The organism is Dyella sp. (genome assembly GCF_051954575.1).
Lineage (GTDB): Bacteria > Pseudomonadota > Gammaproteobacteria > Xanthomonadales > Rhodanobacteraceae > Dyella_B.
The window spans coordinates 19,873-37,169 of the sequence record NZ_JBQCHP010000028.1 but is presented as its reverse complement, the minus strand read 5'-3'; the positions used below and the strand labels follow the sequence as shown (position 1 = coordinate 37,169).

At 61.9% G+C, this 17,297-nt stretch carries 7 protein-coding genes; 4 read left to right on the top strand and 3 right to left on the bottom strand.

All coding sequences use genetic code 11. The features are described 5' to 3' along the window. Positions 1-13: 13 nt before the first annotated feature. The 4 genes from ACTHNE_RS03495 to ACTHNE_RS03480 are packed head-to-tail and all read left to right on the top strand — an operon-like array spanning position 14 to position 5,825. Positions 14-1,555: a TolC family protein gene (locus ACTHNE_RS03495; protein WP_324940507.1), complete on the top strand. Its 1,542-nt coding sequence runs from the start codon at positions 14-16 to the stop codon at positions 1,553-1,555. Next, the gene (locus ACTHNE_RS03490; protein ID WP_440268574.1) at positions 1,552-2,307 is read left to right on the top strand and encodes an efflux RND transporter periplasmic adaptor subunit; all 756 of its coding nucleotides are present in this window, start codon (positions 1,552-1,554) and stop codon (positions 2,305-2,307) included. The genes ACTHNE_RS03495 and ACTHNE_RS03490 overlap by 4 nt, the downstream gene beginning before the upstream one ends. A gap of 8 nt (positions 2,308-2,315) precedes the next feature. After that, positions 2,316-3,704 (top strand): efflux RND transporter periplasmic adaptor subunit, encoded by a 1,389-nt coding sequence (locus ACTHNE_RS03485; RefSeq protein ID WP_440268573.1) that lies wholly within the window; start codon positions 2,316-2,318, stop codon positions 3,702-3,704. A gap of 6 nt (positions 3,705-3,710) precedes the next feature. Next, entirely contained in the window at positions 3,711-5,825 is a 2,115-nt protein-coding gene (locus ACTHNE_RS03480) for an HlyD family efflux transporter periplasmic adaptor subunit (RefSeq protein WP_440268572.1), read from the top strand. Between the two features lie 117 nt (positions 5,826-5,942). On the opposite strand, the gene ACTHNE_RS03475 is transcribed toward ACTHNE_RS03480, so the two are convergent. The 3 genes from ACTHNE_RS03475 to ACTHNE_RS03465 all read right to left on the bottom strand — a co-directional run bounded on the left by ACTHNE_RS03475 (position 5,943) and on the right by ACTHNE_RS03465 (position 17,096). After that, positions 5,943-9,974 (bottom strand): RHS repeat-associated core domain-containing protein, encoded by a 4,032-nt coding sequence (locus ACTHNE_RS03475; protein ID WP_440268571.1) that lies wholly within the window; start codon positions 9,972-9,974, stop codon positions 5,943-5,945. Between the two features lie 507 nt (positions 9,975-10,481). Next, positions 10,482-13,670, bottom strand: coding sequence for an efflux RND transporter permease subunit (locus ACTHNE_RS03470; protein ID WP_440268569.1), 3,189 nt, complete (start codon positions 13,668-13,670; stop codon positions 10,482-10,484). Positions 13,671-13,904: 234 nt separating this feature from the next. Beyond that, positions 13,905-17,096, bottom strand: coding sequence for an efflux RND transporter permease subunit (locus ACTHNE_RS03465; RefSeq protein ID WP_440268568.1), 3,192 nt, complete (start codon positions 17,094-17,096; stop codon positions 13,905-13,907). Positions 17,097-17,297 lie beyond the last annotated feature (201 nt).

Genomic DNA, 17,297 nt, shown 5'->3' with positions numbered 1-17,297 from the left:
TGGGGCTATCAACGTGAACTCGTCTTCTTCTGCCGCGCATATCCATACCTGGCTTGCCCGCTCCCCGCTGATGCTTGCGATAGCGGCGGGAGTGCTGCTGTCCGGCTGCGCCATCCATCCGAAACCTTTCACGGATGCCGAGCGCCAGCAGCTGGCCGCGACCGAGCGCAGCGACATGCTCAGCCAGCAACAGCCGCCGAAAGGTCCGATCACGCTGGATGAAGCCTTGGCACGCGCCATCCGTTTCAATCTCGACAACCGCCAGAAAATGATGGAAGAGGCACTGGCGCAGCGGCAGCTTGACCTTGCCAACTTCGATCTGTTGCCGAAGTTGACCGCGGCGGCCGGCTATACCACGCGCAATCGCGAACTGGCTTCGCGTTCGGTACTGCTCGACAACCCCAGCGAAACGACGGTGCCGCCCTCGTATTCCACCGACAAGAACATGCGCACCGCGGATCTGGGCTTCTCCTGGAACCTGCTCGATTTCGGCGTCAGCTACTACGAGGCGAAGGAGCAGGCCGACCGGGTGCTGGTATTGCAGCAGCGCCGCCGCAAGGTGGTGCAATTGCTGATGCAGCAGGTGCGCGAAGCGTATTGGCAGGCGGCCGGCGCCGAACGCATCCACGATCGCATCGGTCCGTTGCTGCAGCAGGCCCAGGCGGCGCTCGACGATTCCAGCCGCGCGCAACAGGCGCAAGTGGCTTCGCCGTTGGATACGCTGAACTATCGCCATGAAATGCTCGACATCATGCGCCAGCTGGAACTGGTGCGCGATCAGCTCGAAGAAGCCAAGCCGCGGCTTGCCTCGCTGATGAACCTCGATCCCGGCCAGGAATTCACCTTGTCGCCGCCGGCCGGTTTCGACGAACCGCATTTCGACATGCCGATCGCGCAGATGGAAACCACCGCGCTGGAACGCCGGCCGGAGCTGCTCGAAGCGGGCTACAACGAGCGCATCAGCGTCAACGAAACGCACAAGGCGATGGCGCGGCTGCTGCCGGGCCTGCAGGTGCAGTTGGGCGAGCATTACGACAGCAACAGCTTTCTGGCCTTCCATGCCTGGCGCGATGCAGGCCTGAGCGTGAGCTGGAACCTGCTCAACGTACTGAACATCAAGAACATCCGCGGTGCGGCCAAGGCCCAGCTCGATGTGGCAAAGGTGCAACGCGAGGCATTGGCCATGGCGGTGCTGACACAGGTGCACGTCGCGCGCACCGAGCTGGACGCCAAGCGCCGGCAGTTCGAACTGCTCAAGCAGATGAACGATGTGGACCAGCAGATCCTGGAGCACACGCGCAACGCCGCCAACGCGAACGCGATCGGCAAGCTCAACGAAATCCGCGCCGCGGCCGGCGCCATGATGGCGGAGCTGCGCCTGTACGAAAGCTACGGTGAACTGGAAAGTTCCTATGGGCAGTTGCTGGCCACGCTCGGCCTGGATCCGGTACCCGACAGCGTGCAATCGCACGACCTGGCGGCGCTGGAGCAGGCAATCGCCGAAGAGCAGAAACGCTGGGATGAGCTCGCCCAGGGAGACGGAAGCAAGTCATGAGTTTGCGCAGTATCGTTTTCGGCTGCATCGCCGTCGTGTTGTGGCCGGTGCAGCATGGTATGGCGACGGACGCGCCGCATGCCTCGGCAGAAGATGGACGTATCCGCGTGCAGCTCGTTTCGCGAGACGAGGTAGAGCTGTCCAGCCAGATCGCCGGCAGGATCGCCACGCTGCCGTTTCGCGACGGCGATGCGTTCCATGCGGGGCAGACGCTCGTCTCGCTCGATTGCGCGTTGTACAACGCGCAACTGCACCGGGCGCAGGCCGAATCGGAAGCCGCGCAGGAACTGCTGCAGGCCGATACCAAGCTGGCCCAGTTCCATTCGGTGGGCGAGCTGGAAGTGGCGCAGGCGCGCGGCAAGGCCAAGGCCAGTGCCGCAGAAGTCGCCTACATGCAGGCCACCGTGCGCAACTGCACGATCAGCGCGCCGTTTTCCGGCCGCGTGGTGAAGCGGTCGGCCGCGCCGGATCAGTTCGTGGAAGCGGGCAAGCCGTTGCTGACGATCGTGGACACCAGTCATCTGGAGTGGAAGATGATCGTGCCGTCGAAATGGCTTGCATGGCTGAAGACCGGTCATGCGCTCAGTGTGCAGGTGGATGAAGTGGGCAAAACTTATGCGGCGCGCGTCGTACGCATCGGGGCGCGCGTCGATCCGGTATCGCAGACGGTGGATGTGACCGCCGCGCTGGCGGGCGACGCACCCGAGCTGTTGCCCGGCATGAGCGGCTGGGCCAAGTTCGCCGGCCAGTAGCGACTATCATGACCGGGAACATCCATATCGAAGCGAGCCGGCTTGCGTTGCTGTGGCAGCTGTCGGCGCGCGCGCGCGCGGCGGCCAACGAAGCGGCGCTTGCCTTTACGATCGTCAACGAAACCCAGGCCCTGGTGCCGTATCGCCAGGCAGCGTGGTGGCGTGCGGGCGGCGCGTTGCCGGGCGCCGTCGCCGCGGTCTCGGGTTTGCCGCAATGCGATCCAGGCGCTCCTTATGTGCAGTGGCTGGGCGCGGTGTGCCGCATACTGGCGCGACAGCTGCCCGAGCAAGCATCAGTACAGCCATCCGACGCCGTTCCCGGGTACGTGCAGCCTCGTCCATTTGCGGCCACTGATCTGCCGGCCGAACTCGCCGCCGACTGGGGCGAATGGTGGCCAGCCCACGCGCTATGGTTGCCGCTGGTCGATTCGCAGCGCGTGATGGGCGCGATCGTGTTTGCGCGCGAAGAGCCCTTCGGCGCCCACGATACGGTCTTGCTGGCCGAGCTGGCGCAAGTTTGGGTGCATGCACTGCGTGCGTTGGAACCGCACGCCTCATCGTTCGCACGCGCGTCGAATGCTTTGCGCAAGGGCAAGCTGCGCAAACGCGTGTTGATCGCGCTGGCGCTCGCATGTTTCGCGCCAGTGCCTTTGAGCGTGCTGGCGCCGGGCGAGGTGACGGCCAAGGATCCGTTCGTGGTGCGCTCGCCGTTGGACGGCGTGATCGATCGGCTCGACGTACAGCCGAACCAGCGCGTCAGCGCCGGCACACCGCTGTTTTCGCTTGACGCGACGACGCTTGCTTCGCGCAACGCGCTGGCGCGCAAGAATTTCGACGCGGCGCAGGAAGAATATCGCCAGACGGCGCAGCTCGCCGTGACAGACGACAAGGATCGCCTCGACCTTGCACTGAAGAAAGGCAAGCTCGAAGCGAGTGCAGTGGAACTCGATTATGCGGCGGCGCAGCTGGCGCGCCTGCACGTTACGGCGGCGCGCGCCGGCGTAGCGGTGTTTTCCGATCCCAACGACTGGAACGGCCGCGCCGTATCGGTGGGCGAGAAAGTCATGTTGTTGGCCGATCCTGCGCATGTGGAACTGACCGCCTATCTGCCGGTGGCGGAAAACGTCGAGGTGAAACCGGGCAGTACTCTGACGCTCTATCCCAAGAGCTCTCCCCTGGTGAGCTACGAGGCGCGCATCGACACCATTGCCTATCGGGCCGAACCCACCGCCGATGGTGTGCTTGCCTATCGCATCAAGGCCAGTTTCATCGGCGATGGATCGCGCCCGGCGCTGGGCATGATGGGCACCACGCGCATCCATGGCCGCTGGGTACCGTTGGCGTATTACCTGCTGCGCCGGCCGCTGGCGACCCTGCGGCAGTGGCTGGGCTGGTAAGCGCGCATGGCACGATTGCCTTCATTGCGCCAGGAATTGAGCGTGTCGCGCGGTGCGGCCGCACCCGATGGTTCCCCTACCTGGATGCTGCACGACCCGGCCGCCAACCATTTCTACCAGTTGGGCTGGCCTGCCTTCGAAATACTTTCGCGCTGGTCGCTCGATGACCCGCAGAAGATCGTCGAGGCCGTCAACCGCGACACCACGCTCACGGTAAGCCTGGACGATTTCGACGCTCTGCTGCGCCTGCTGCAGAGCGCGAACCTGTTTGTAGCGGCTACCGCTGACAGCACCGAGCGCCTGCGTGCGGTGGCGGAGGCAAGTCGTGTGACGCGCGCCATGTGGCTGCTCAAGCATTATTTGCTGATCCGCGTTCCGCTGTGGCGCCCGATGCCGTTCCTGCGCCGCGGTGCGCGTTACGTCGAGTTCGTCTATCGGCCTGCGTTCTGGGCGATCGTAGGTGTGTGTGCGGTGCTTGGGCTGGCGCTGGTCTCGCGCCGCTGGGATGCCTTCACCCACACCTTTCGCGCGTATGCCGATTGGCATGGGTTGCTGGCGATTGGCCTTACGCTTGCGTTCGCCAAGGTATTGCACGAATTCGGCCACGCTTTTACGGCCTATCGCTATGGCTGTCGCGTGCCCACGATGGGCATTGCGTTGCTGGTGATGGTGCCGATGCTCTACACCGATACCACCGAAGCGTGGAAGGTGCGCAGCCGCCGCGCGCGACTGCACATTGGCGCCGCCGGCATGCTTGCCGAACTTGCGCTGGCCGCATTCGCCACGCTTGCCTGGAGCCTGCTGCCCGACGGGCCGCTCAGTGCCGCCGCCTTTCTGCTGGCGACCACTACCTGGATCAGCACGCTCACCATCAACGCCAGCCCGTTCATGCGTTTCGACGGTTACTTCTTGCTTTCCGATTGGCTGGGCATGCCCAATCTGCATGATCGTGCCTTTGCCTTCGGCCGTTGGTGGATGCGCGAATGGCTGTTCGGCTTTGGCGACCCCCAGCCCGAACCGTGCACGCCAGCACGTCGCCGCTTCCTGATCGCCTTCACCTTCGTGACCTGGCTGTACCGGCTGGTGGTATTTCTATCGATCGCGCTGATCGTCTACCACGCCTTCTTCAAGGCGCTGGGCGTACTGCTGTTTGCGGTGGAATTTGGCTGGTTCATCGTGCGGCCGGTCGTTACCGAAGTGAAAGCCTGCTGGCGCAGGCGCGACGCACTGCGCTGGCGCAGGCAGACGGTGCGCAGCACGGTATTGGCCAGCTTGCTGGTGGCATGGCTGGTCCTGCCCTGGCACGGTGGTATCGGAGCGCCAGCGGTACTGGGTCCGTTGCGTGCGCAAGGGCTGTACGCACCGGAAGCCGGTTATATATCGGCAGATGCTCCGTTGCCACGCGATGGCGCGCACGTTCATGCAGGCGATGTGCTTGCCATGCTCGTTTCGCCAGACCTCGCCTATCGCCTGAACGCCGCGCGCGTGGAGGAAGCACAGCTGCGCTGGCAAGTTGAGCAGCAGCCGTTCAACCCGCAATTGCTGCAGGAAGGCGTCGCCTTGCGCAAGCGCTGGGAAGCGGCTCGCGAAACCGTGGCGGGCCTGGAGCGCGAAACCCGGCAGCTCACCTTGCGCGCGCCGTTCGATGGCGCTGTGCAGATCGATAACGAAGGGCTCGCCGCCGGCACGTGGCTGGCGCGCGGCGAGCATCTGTTCGACGTGATCGGCCCGGACGGCATCAAGGGCGAGGCGTTTGTCGGCGAAGAAGGCGTCGGCCATGTCGCTGCGGGCGATGCGGCCCGTTTCGTGGCCACCATCGCGGAGACAGGCACGCTGCATTGCCGGGTTACGGCGGTGGACCGTGTCAATCTCGCCACGCTCGACGAGCCTTCGATCGGCAGCCCTTACGGCGGTCCGGTGCCGGCCGAGAAGCAGCCGACCACGCATCAACTGATACCGCTCGTCACCACCTATCGGGTACGCATTGGCGACTGCCAGGAACATGCGGGACTCAGCCGACAGATGGCAGGTACGGCAAACCTTGGCAACGCCCACGAAAGTTACGCCTGGCGCATGCTGATGCGCCTGACAGCGGCACTGGAGCGGGAGGCCAGCAGCTGAGGTACGTGCAGATACGACACATTTCCTAGGCCGATAACCATACCGGCGAAGGACTTTTGTCCAACGGTGCTGGCAGCAATGGGCAGACTTCCTGTCTGCCCATGCTCGACGTTGAGCTCAATGAGGCATCGACGGCTCGATCGCGGATTCCATCCATGCCGGCGAGGTGGCGAGCCAGCCACTCAGGATATTGCCTTGGCTCGTGGGCAACGGCCTGGCATCCTGATCAGCCAGGGGATTGTTCCGCGCAAAGATATACGCCCCCATCTTGTTGCCGGTGCCCCACGGATCGTTTTGCAGAAAACGCCCTGTGGTCGGATCGTAGAAACGGCCGGCTGCATATACCAAATTGCTTTCGCTATCGAAGTACTGGCCGGTGTAGCGCAGGTTATACACATACCCGTTGCTCTTCGGCGACAGCTCACCCCAGGCATTGCCCCCGGCATAAGGCCATTGCCAGATCGTATTGCCGCTGGCGTCGCTGATGGCGCGTGGCGTGCCCTGATGATCTGCGGTGACAAAAACCAGAGAGCTCGTTGCCGGGCTCATGTCGGCATTTGCCACTGGAATCATGTCGAGCCAGATATAGTCGCGATTGCTGTTGCCATACTCACCGAGCAGGCGACCTTGACCGTCATAGACGTATCGTTGTGAGACATTGTTGATCGTCTTGGCAACACGCTCGCCCTTGGTGTTGTAGCTGTAAAACGCCAGCGGCGTTTGATTGAGTTGCAGCAGGCCCAGATGATTCTGCGGGTCGTAGCTGAAACCGTAGGTGTTGCCGGCCTGTGCGATCGACGTCGTGTTGCCGACAGGATCCACATTACGCATGGCATTGCCTGCGGCGATCAATTGATGCGTGCCATTGTTGTAGCTGTAACTGCCGGTCGCCAGGCCAGTCCCGCTCTTGCTCAGGCGGTCACCTGCCTGATTGTAGAAAACGCTTTCGATGACATTGTTGTTGGCATCGGCGATGGTGGTCAGGCGATTCAGTCCATCGTAACGATAGGTTTCGATGACAGGGTTTGCATTCGGTCCACTGCCGATGGCGATCACATTGCCGGCAGGGTCTCGCGCCATATGCAGCTGGAAGGCAGGGCTGCTCAGATCGCTGACCCGGTAGCTCGTGTCGTAGGTCCGGGTGATCATCTGGCCGTTGCCGAGCGTATAAGACTGCACTGGACCAAACGGCAGATACGATACATTGCTGACGACCGGAGTGTTGGCGCCGCCATTGGCCAGCGACATCGAGATGCCCTGAATGCGGCCATCAGGATCGAAGCTGTAGTACAGATGGTTCTGGCTGGGATAGGTGATGCCCTTGATCCGTCCTGCTGGAGTGCGATCGTATGTCGTGCTGTCGATCTTGCCGTTGACGACGGTCTGCATTTTCTGGATTACGCGTCCCTGCGCGTCGTAACAATACGTCGTCGTCACCGCAGCTTCCATTACACGTGTCAGGCGACCTATGGGGTAGGAGTTGCTGCAACCGGTGGTGCCGTTCGGTTCGTCGTAATAGAAGACGCTGCTGCTGCCATCGACATAGCTGGCTTGCGTGATGCGATTCAGTGCGTCGTATCTGTAATTGACACTGCGCATCGAATCCCAGATCGTCATCAGGTTGCCGGCCTGGTCATACGCCCTGCCGACGTGGCCCGCATCGGGCGTGATTTCGTCGATACGATCGGACAGCCCGTCATAGTGATAGCTGCTCATGAAGCCGGATGGATCCGTCATGCTCATGAGATGACCCAGCGGGTCGTACATGTAATTGACCGTTACGTTCGACGTGGATCCGTCATTGCCGTTGTCCACCGTACGGAGCAGGTGATTGAGGCTGTCGTAAGCCGCCATATGCTGGGTGTTCAACGCATCCGCGCTGTGCGTCAGGTTGCCATCGCGGTCGTAGCTGTCGCCCCAGTTGGCATTGAATACCTGGTTTCGGCCATCGGTAAGCTGGGTGATTTGCCCCAGAGGGTTCCAGGAACGAGACTGAGTGCGGCGCAGTTGATTGCTGCTGTCATAGGTGTATTCCCCAATGATTTCGCCGAACGGGTCCACGTTGTATTGCACGGCATTGCCCATCGCATCCATGACCAGAGCGAGGTTATGGGCGGGGTCGTAGTTGTAGCGCGTGGTAACGCCGTCCGCATCGGCTATCGAGGCCACCATGCCAAAGGGAGTATAGGAAAGGGTGGTTGTTGCACCATTCACGGCGCGAGAGGCCAGCCAACCACGCGGCGTATAGCTGAAATCCGTAGCGACGCCATTGGCGTCGATCATATGTGTGACGCGTCCATCCCCGTCGTAACCGACCATCGTGGCGACATGCCCCAGTGGATCGGTGATCGAATGCAGGTCTCCATTGGCGTAATAGCTGTAAGTCGTCCTGCTTTGTATGTCGGTGCGCGGCCCTATCACGGCCGTCAACAAACCGATTTGCGGACATTGCACGTTGTCTATCGCAGTGCAATAGACATAAGTCCAGCGCCTCACACTGGCGGGCACAGGGCCGCTAGAGGCGCAGCTATAACCCGATCCTGTTTGCGCTGGATCGGTTTCGCAACGCGCCATCATCCTGCCATTGCCGTCGTACGCCCATTGGGTACTGCTCAGCACCGTACCGTAGGCATCGCTGATAGTGCGTGTAAGAGGTACACGGAAGTTGGTATCCCAGGTGAACTTCGTAATGCGCGACGTGGGTGAATTCGCCCCTTCAATTTGTTGTTGCAACAGGCCGTTCGCGTCATAAAGCATCTGCGTCGTATTACCGTTGAAGTCCGTTCTGCTTGATGGGTAACCGTTTCCGTCAAACGCAGCCGTGGCGTAATACGATTGAGTGCAGGACGAACAGGATGCGTTCAACGCATTCACATGCAGGGTGCCAAAGGGTGCGACAAACTGGAGTCCCACTTGCACCCCTGACGGGTATGTCACCGTGGCCTGGCCGGGGCCTGCATAGGAGACCTGCAGCGCCGAACTGTTGTATGCCAACTTCAAACTTGTCGCGCGACCGCTGTAATCGTATGTCATGGTAGCGACGCGATTGCCCGTTTCATCGGTTTCGCCGGTCAGCAGATACGGCAGATTGGTGCTCGAATACTGCATCTCGGCGTACATATAGGAGTGATTCGAGCCGTCAGTCTGGCGTACGGCAGACAGATTGCCGTTGGCGTCGTAGTTGTAGCCGAGCATCAGGCCATCAGGCAGTTGTATCGTCTGGATCTGTCCTTGGTTGGTGTAGGCAAAGCGGATGGCTCGTCCATGCGAATCGGATACCTGCAACAGCAAGCCCAGTGCCGACGTACCGGGCGCCGGCATGGCCGCAGTGCTGTAGCTGAGCACCACCGCTTGCCCATCTGGGCGTACGATGGATTGCAGCAGGCCGTTGGCATCGTAGGTTTCCACATTGCGCGAGACCGCATCGAGGAGCGTCCAGCCGGTGATGTGGCCACTGTTGTCCGTCTGCGAAGTCAGGCGATCGGCGATATCGGGATCGGCCACCCACTGACCGGATTGCAGGTTGAAGGTCTCCTGCAAACCGTCGGCGCGAAACGCCGTCACGATAGCCGCCGCGCCGTCCGACGAGGCGACGTACGACAGACTGCGATCGAAGCTGTGCCGCCAATGGTTGCCGATATGCGAGCTGGCCGTCGCGGGGTGGCTGTTGTAATAGCGCCGAAAACTGAGCGCACCAAGCGAAGCGTCTTCCTCTTCCAGAAATTCGTTGCCGGTGCCGTAATGGATGCTGCCGTCAAGAGAAGACGCTTGCGGTTGTCCATCGCGGATCCTGCCCAGGTTCTTTCCAGGTGCATAAGAGTAAAGCGACGCCATTACGCTGTTGCTGCCGCTGCAAGGTGCATTAGGACTATCGGTCAGCACGTTGCCGTACGGCTTTGACGAGAGCGGGTCTGTAAGCTTATGCACGATCGGCGCGCAGCCGTGCGTGGGATCGATGACAAGGTAAGTGTTATCGATGGCGCGCATCGCGCTGGCGATATCCTGGAACGAGTTCGGTCCGGGAAGATTGCTGGCTGTGTAAGGAGCCCCAAAATAAGACGACTGGCCGCTGGTCGTTTGGGCATGCACAGCCTGGGCGGTGCATGCAAAAAGAATGGCCAGCGATAATGCGCGAAAAGGAATACTCATCCATCATTCTCCAAAGTTACCGTCCAAGTAACCCGGCCCGCCGCAAATATGCCGACGCGCTACGATCGCCGGCACCGAATTCATCTGCGAAGCAGGGCCGGGGCAAAAAATCTCACAGAGACGTGCGCCCGGCGTTCCTATTGCCTGCTGGGATTTTGAATAGGGGATATATCAATCCGGCGGCGCGACGGCGATTGCCATCGACCGGTGCACGAAGCGGTGCGTGCGAAGCGGAATTCGGTCGCGCTGATGCAGCACTCGCATTCCGCACAAGGTCGGTATCGACAACGCGATGAAACATGGAACAACCATGGCCGTAGCTCCCCTGCATAGCCAGCCGTGAACCGCGCCACGATATCACATGAAGCCGGCGCCGTTAGGCGATGGAAACAGGGGTGTCACATTTCGTCAGCGCCTCGGAAACGGAGGACGTCAGCGGCGCACCTGTCGCAAATCATCCTCGGCTGTCAGGGCGGATATATATAGCCGCAAGAAGACTGTTGCATCTCACCCAGTCTGTTCGGCGCTAGGCGTCACGGCCGATTTACCCAATTGATGCGAGCGACGCTTCTCCTCTCGCCGTGCGCGGCGCACCGCCTTGCGCACACGCCGGTCGTGCTGCCACAGGTAAATCGCAGGCGTGCTGAGCAAGGTCAGCAGCTGCGATACGAGCAGTCCGCCGAGAATCGCAATGCCCAGCGGCTGGCGCATCTCCGAGCCGATGCCGAAGCCGATCGCCAGCGGCAGCGCCGCACCCATTGCCACCAGGGTGGTCATGGTGATGGGACGGAAGCGCACGAGTGCCGCTTCGCGGATCGCTTCGGGTGGTGTCAGGCCGCCTTCGCGTTCGGCGACCAGGGCGAAATCCACCATCAGGATCGCGTTCTTCTTCACGATGCCGATCAGCATCAGCACCGCGATCACCGACATCGTGCTCAATTGCGTGTGCGTGATCAGCATGGCGAGAAAGGCGCCCATGCCAGCGGCGGGCAGGGTGGAGAGGATGGTCAGCGGATGGATCAGGCTCTCGTACAGAATGCCCAGCACGATGTACATCGCCAGGATCACCGCCATGAACATGACGAGCGTGTTGGTGGCCGCTTCCATCAGCTTCTGGTTGTCGCCGGTGTACTGTTTCATCACGCCAGGCGGCAGTCGTGCGGCGAACATGGCCTGGTCGACGTACTTCAGGCCATCGGCCTGGCTGACGCCGTCGGCGAGGTTGTAGTTGATGCTTGCCGATTCCAGCTGGTTGTAGTGTTGGATGCCGATGGGTTCGATGCGTGGGCGGATATGCACCATGGCCGAGAGTGGCACCATCTTGTTGGTGCTGCTTCGCACATACAGGTTCAGCAAGGTGCCGGGGCTCAGTGAATAGGCGTTGTCAGCGATCAGGATCACCTGGTATTGGTTGATGTCCGAATAGATCACCGATGCCGGCGTCTGCCCGAATGCATCGGTCAGCGCCTGGTCGATCTGCCCGACAGTGACCTGCATCCGCGACGCGGCATCGCGATCGATCTCCACCAGTTGCTGCTTGCCGATATTGTCGAAGCTGGTGCTGACGTCCTTGAACTGCTTCATCTTGCGCATCACCTGCGCCAGCCGCAGGCTGGGTTGCTGCAGGGGCTGGCTGGTGGTGCTGGTGAGCGAGAAGGCGTACTGGCCTTTCGCCCTGCTTCCGCCGCCGCCGTTGAAAAAGCCCAGGCTGGTGACGGCGACGTTCACGTCGGTCAGCTTCTTGTAGTGCTCGTTGAGCCGCTTGATCACTTTGTCCGCCGCATCGCGGCGCTGCCCGGGACCATCGCCGCGCGGCTTGAGGTCGATAAAGAACGAGGCTTCGTTACCCACCGCGCCATTGGTATTGTTGCCGCCCAGGAACGACGCGACGTCGATCACCGCCGGGTCGGCCAGCATCACGGCTTGTACCGCCTGCGCGCGCTTGGCGAGCGCGTCGGGAGAAATATTCGGATCGGCCACCATGTCCGCCTGCAACATGCCGGTATCGCCCTCCGGCATCAGTGCACCGCCCGCGGTCTTCACCACGGCCATCGCCAAGCCGACCGTCAATACGATAAGGATCAGCGGTTGCCAGCGCATCACGCGCCGATGGTGCATCGCCCAATCCAGCGCGCGCGCATAGATGCGAAGCATCCAGCGGTCCATGCGTTCCACGGCCATTTCCAGCTTGCCGGGCGCTGGCCGTTCGCGCGTCTCCTGCACCAGGTAGCGGCCACACAGGGCTGGCGTGAGGGTGAGCGACACCAGCGCCGAAATCACGATGGTGGCGATCAGCGTGACCGAGAACTCACGCAGCAACATCACCATCGGACTGTTGCCGAACACCATCGGTGCAAACACCGCCACCAGCGACAGGGTAATCGAGACCACCGTAAAGCCGATCTCGCCCACGCCGATCAAGGCGGCATCCAATGGTTTCGCGCCCTGCTCCATATGGCGAAAGATGTTCTCGATCACCACGATGGCGTCGTCCACCACAAAGCCGATGCACAGCACCAGCGCGATCAGCGACAGCATGTTGAGCGTGAAGCCGAGCGTGTACATCAGCACGAACGCGCCGGCCAGCGACAGCGGCACGCTGAGCATGGCGATAAGCGTGGGGCGAACGCGCCTGAGAAACAGCAGCATCACCAGCGCAACCATGACGATGCTGATCAGCAGTGCGATCTCCACCTCGTGCAGGGCGGATTTGGTGGACAGGGTCAGGTCGAAAATCGGGGTGATCTGCACGTCGGCCGGCACCAGCTTCTGCAGTTTGGGCAGCGCATCGCGGATGGCCTGCACCACTTGCACGGCATTTGCATCGGAACGCTTCTGCACCTGCATGATCACGCCGCGGCGATGGTTGAACCAGGCTGCCTGGGTGGAATCCTGCTGGCCGCTGCTGACGGTGGCGACATCGGAAAGATGTATCGGTACGCCTTTCCGGTTGGCGATGACGAGGGAGGCGAAATCGGACGGCGTCTGAAGACCGTCGTTGGCCGATACCGTCATTTGCGTCATGCCGTCGCTCAGGACGCCCTGCGGCGAGGTGACATTGGCAGCGCGCAGCACGTTGGCGACATCGTTGGCGGTCAAGCCTTTGGCAGTCAGCGCGCTGTTGTTAAGCGAGATGCGCACAGCGTGCGGCGAGCCGCCGATCAACTGCGCCTGCGACACGCCTGTGACCTGCGCCACGGCCGGAAGCATCAATGTGTTGGCCAGGTCGTAAAGCTTGTCTGGCGGCATGCTGGTCGACGTCATGGCGATCAGCAGCACGGGAATCTGCGAGGTATCGTTCTTGAAATACTGTGGCGGAGACAATGCCATGACGGCCGGCAGATCCGGTGAGGCGGCATTGAGTGCTGCCTGTACGTCGCGCGCGGCCTGATCCGCGCTGCGCGACATGTCGAACTGGATCAGGATCAGCGTGCCGCCGGCGTTCGAATTGGAAGTCATCTGCTGGATGCCGGAAATGCGCGCCAGCTGACGTTCAAGCGGTGCCGTGACGGTTGCGGCCACGGTCTGCGCGCTGGAGCCGGGTAACGTGGCAGCCACTGCGATGACAGGAAATTGGATCGAGGGAAAAGCGGCGATACCTATCAGCAGATAGGCGCAGAAGCCCGCCAGCACCAAGCCGATGGCAAGCAGCGAAATACCGGTTGGGCGGCGAATGATCGGCTCGAAAATATTCATGCCGGCGCCTGCCTGTGCGCACGAATGACGGCCATGTACAAACCGCGTGAACGGCTGTTGCGCGTATCGAAAGTATCCATATGCACTTCATACGCTGCCGCGTGTGCCACGCAATGTGCTTGAAGTCGGGCCGTGCCGAAAGGCATGGCGCGCACCGTAAGCCTGCCGTAGGTTGGGATGCAAATCCCAACATCGTCATGCATGGCAACGTTGGGGTTTGCACCCCAACCTACATTATGTGGCCTCGTCGGCCAGGGCTTCGATGGCAGGCGCCTGCTGGCCGAGTTCGCGCAAACGCCGCTTCGCTTCGCGCCGCGCCTTGCGCGCTGCCTTGCGCAAACCGCGATCGTACGACCACAAGTAAATGGCCGGCGTGCTCAGCAGCGTGAGCAATTGCGATACCAGCAAGCCGCCGACGATCGCGATACCCAGCGGCTGGCGCATCTCCGATCCGATGCCAAAGCCGATCACCAGCGGCAACGCCGCGCCCATCGCCACCAGCGTGGTCATGGTGATCGGCCGGAAGCGCACCAAAGCTGCCTGGCGAATCGCTTCCGGCGCCGGCAAGCCATGCTCTCGCTGCGCGACCAGGGCGAAGTCCACCATCAGGATCGCGTTTTTCTTCACGATGCCGATCAGCATCAGCACGGCGATGATCGCCATCAAGGAGATCGGCGTATGCGTTACCAGCATGGCTAGGAAAGCGCCCGCGCCTGCGGCCGGCAAGGTGGAAAGAATGGTCAAAGGATGACCCAGGCTTTCATAAAGAATGCCGAGCACGATGTACATCGCCACGATCGAGGAGATCAGCAGGATGGTGCCATTGGATTTGGCCTGCTGCATCTGCTGGTTGGCGCCGGTGAAATCCAGCTTCACCCCGGGCGGAAGATGCACGGCCAGCGCCGCCTGCTCCACCAAGGCGATGCCTTCGCTCTGCTGGATCTTCGGCGCCAGGTTGTAGTTGATCGTCGCCACCTGCTGCTGGTTGTGATGGCGTATGCCCAGCGGGCTGAGATCCGGCTCGATCGTCGCCAGCGCAGACAGCGGAATCATCTGGCCCTGGGTATTGCGCACATAGAGGTTCAGCAGGCCTTGCGCGTTGACCGATTCGGAGCTGGAGGAGGTCAGTACCACGCGGTACTGGTTGATATCCGAATAGATCACGGATACCTGGTTCTGCCCGAACGAATTGAGCAGCACCGAGTCGATGTCGCCGATGCCCACGTGCAGGCGGCCGGCTTTCTCGCGGTCGATACGGATCTGCTGCTGCTTGCCGACCAGGTCGAAATTACTGCTGACGTCGCTCAACTTCGGGATGGTGCGCAGCTTTTGCACCATGCTCAGCGTGATCGGCTGCAGATTGTTGCGGCCGGTGGTGTCGACGATCTGGAATTCGTACTGGCCGGTATTGTCGCCGGCGCCACCGCCGTTGAAGAACTGGATCGGGTTGAAATAGGCCTTCATGCCGGGCAGCGGATCGAACTTCTTCTGCAACCGCTTGATCACTTCCTTGATGTCGTCGGGACGCTCGCCCGGGCCGTTGCCGCGCGGCTTGAGATCCGCATAGATCGAGGCGCTGTTGCCCACGGCGGCGCCATTGCCCTGGTCGCCGCCCAAGATGGTCAATACGTCGAGCGTGGCCGGATCGTCCTTCAACAGCTTGTTGGCCTGCTCGACCAGCTTGGTGAGCGCGGCGGGCGAGATATTGGCGTCCGCGCGAATACGCACGGCGAGCTGGCCGGTGTCCTGGTCGGGCATGAAGGTGCCGCCCGCAGTCTTCACCACGGCCATGGCCAGCACGATGGTGAGAATCAACAGAGTGAGCGGTTGCCAGCGCATCAGGCGGCGATGGTGCATGGACCAGTCCAGCGCGCGCTCGTAATGACCATGCAGCCAACGATCGAAGCGCACCAGCGCCTGCTCCAGGCGCGACGACTTGGTAGAGGGCTTTTCCGGTTTCAGGAAGCGGCCGCACAGCGCCGGCGTAAGGGTCAGCGAGATGATCGCGGAAATCACCACCGCGGCCGAGAGCGTGACCGAGAATTCTCGCAGCAGCACCGTCAGCATGTTGTCGCCGAACAACAACGGCGCGAATACGGCGATCAGCGACAGCGTGATCGAGATGACCGTGAAGCCGATTTCGCTCACGCCGCGCAAGGACGCATCGAGCGCGGTTTCACCATGCTCCATATGGCGCACGATGTTCTCGATGACCACGATGGCGTCATCCACCACGAAACCGATGCAGAGCACCAGCGCCACCAGCGACAGCGTATTGAGCGTGTAACCGAAGGCCCACATCACGACGAACGCGCCGGCCAGCGACAGCGGTACGCTCAGCGCGGCGATCAGCGTGGGACGCAGTTTGCGCAGGAACACCAGCATCACCAGCATCACCAGCACGATGCTGATCAGCAGGGCAACCTCCACCTCATGCAAGGCCGACTTGGTGCCTTGCGTGAAATCGAAGATCGGGGTCATCTGCACGTCGGCCGGCAGATAGCGGCCCAGCATCGGCAGCTTGGCGCGAACGGCCATGGCGGTCGCCACGGCGTTGGCGTCGGGACGCTTGTTGATCTGCACGCCGACGGTGCGCATGCCGTTGAACCAGGCGGCCTGGTATTTGTCCTGCTCGCCGCTGCGGACCGTGGCCACGTCGGACAGGTGTACCGGCACGCCCTTGCGCGTGGCGATCACCAGGTTGGCGAAGTCCTGCGGCGTATGCAGCGCATCGTTGGCGGTAACCGTCATCTGCGTCAGGCCATCGCTCAGCGTGCCCTGCGGCGAGGTGACGTTGGCGGCGATCAGCGCGTTGCGGATGTCGTTGGCGGTCAGGCCCTTGGCCGATAGCGCCGAGGTGTTCACATCCACGCGCACGGCATGCGGCGTACCGCCGAACACCTGCACTTGCGAGACGCCCGGAATCTGCGCGAAGACCGGGCTGAGCAGGGTGGAGGTGAGATCGAACAGCTTGTCTGGCGCCAGGCTGGTGGAAGTCAGCGCCAGGTGCAGTACCGGGATCTGCGAGGTATCGGCCTTGAAGTACTGCGGCGGGCTCGGCAGCTGCGGAAGATCGGGTTGCGCCGCGTTGATCGCGGTCTGCACATCCTCGGCCACCTTGTCCAGCTTGCGGCTGAGCTCGAAGCGCACGAATACCGATGCGCCGCCCTGGTAGGCGTTGCCGTATATCTCGTCCACCCCGGCAATGCGGCCAAGGTGGCGCTCCAAGGGCGCCAGCACTGTGGTGGCGACGGTTTCCGGACTGGCGCCGGGTTGGGCCACGTTGACGACGATGACGGGAAAATCCATCGAGGGCAGCGCCGCCACGCCCAGCATCAGATAGGCGCAGAAACCGGCGATGACCAGCCCGATCGCCAACAGCGATGTGCCGATGGGGCGGCGGATGATGGGCGCGAAGATATTCATGGCATCACCCGCGCAGGCGCGCCAGGCAGACGCAAGCCATGGCCCCGCCCATCCAGCGCGGTCCGTGGCGCAATCCAGAAGGAGGGCACATTCATGGGCACCTTTATGCCTTGGGGGCCAACCGTGCAAATGTGCCTGAAGTCCGGCCGTGCCGAAAGGCATGGCCACCTTATTCAGCCATAAACCCTCTGTAGGCTGGGC

What these genes read in the sequence shown, in the direction of transcription:
- ACTHNE_RS03490 (WP_440268574.1), top strand. Translation starts at nt 1,552, where the DNA reads ATGAGTTTGCGCAGTATCGTTTTCGGCTGCATCGCCGTCGTGTTGTGG.
- ACTHNE_RS03470 (WP_440268569.1), bottom strand. Translation starts at nt 13,670, where the DNA reads ATGAATATTTTCGAGCCGATCATTCGCCGCCCAACCGGTATTTCGCTG.
- ACTHNE_RS03465 (WP_440268568.1), bottom strand. Translation starts at nt 17,096, where the DNA reads ATGAATATCTTCGCGCCCATCATCCGCCGCCCCATCGGCACATCGCTG.
- ACTHNE_RS03485 (WP_440268573.1), top strand. Translation starts at nt 2,316, where the DNA reads ATGACCGGGAACATCCATATCGAAGCGAGCCGGCTTGCGTTGCTGTGG.
- ACTHNE_RS03480 (WP_440268572.1), top strand. Translation starts at nt 3,711, where the DNA reads ATGGCACGATTGCCTTCATTGCGCCAGGAATTGAGCGTGTCGCGCGGT.
- ACTHNE_RS03475 (WP_440268571.1), bottom strand. Translation starts at nt 9,974, where the DNA reads ATGAGTATTCCTTTTCGCGCATTATCGCTGGCCATTCTTTTTGCATGC.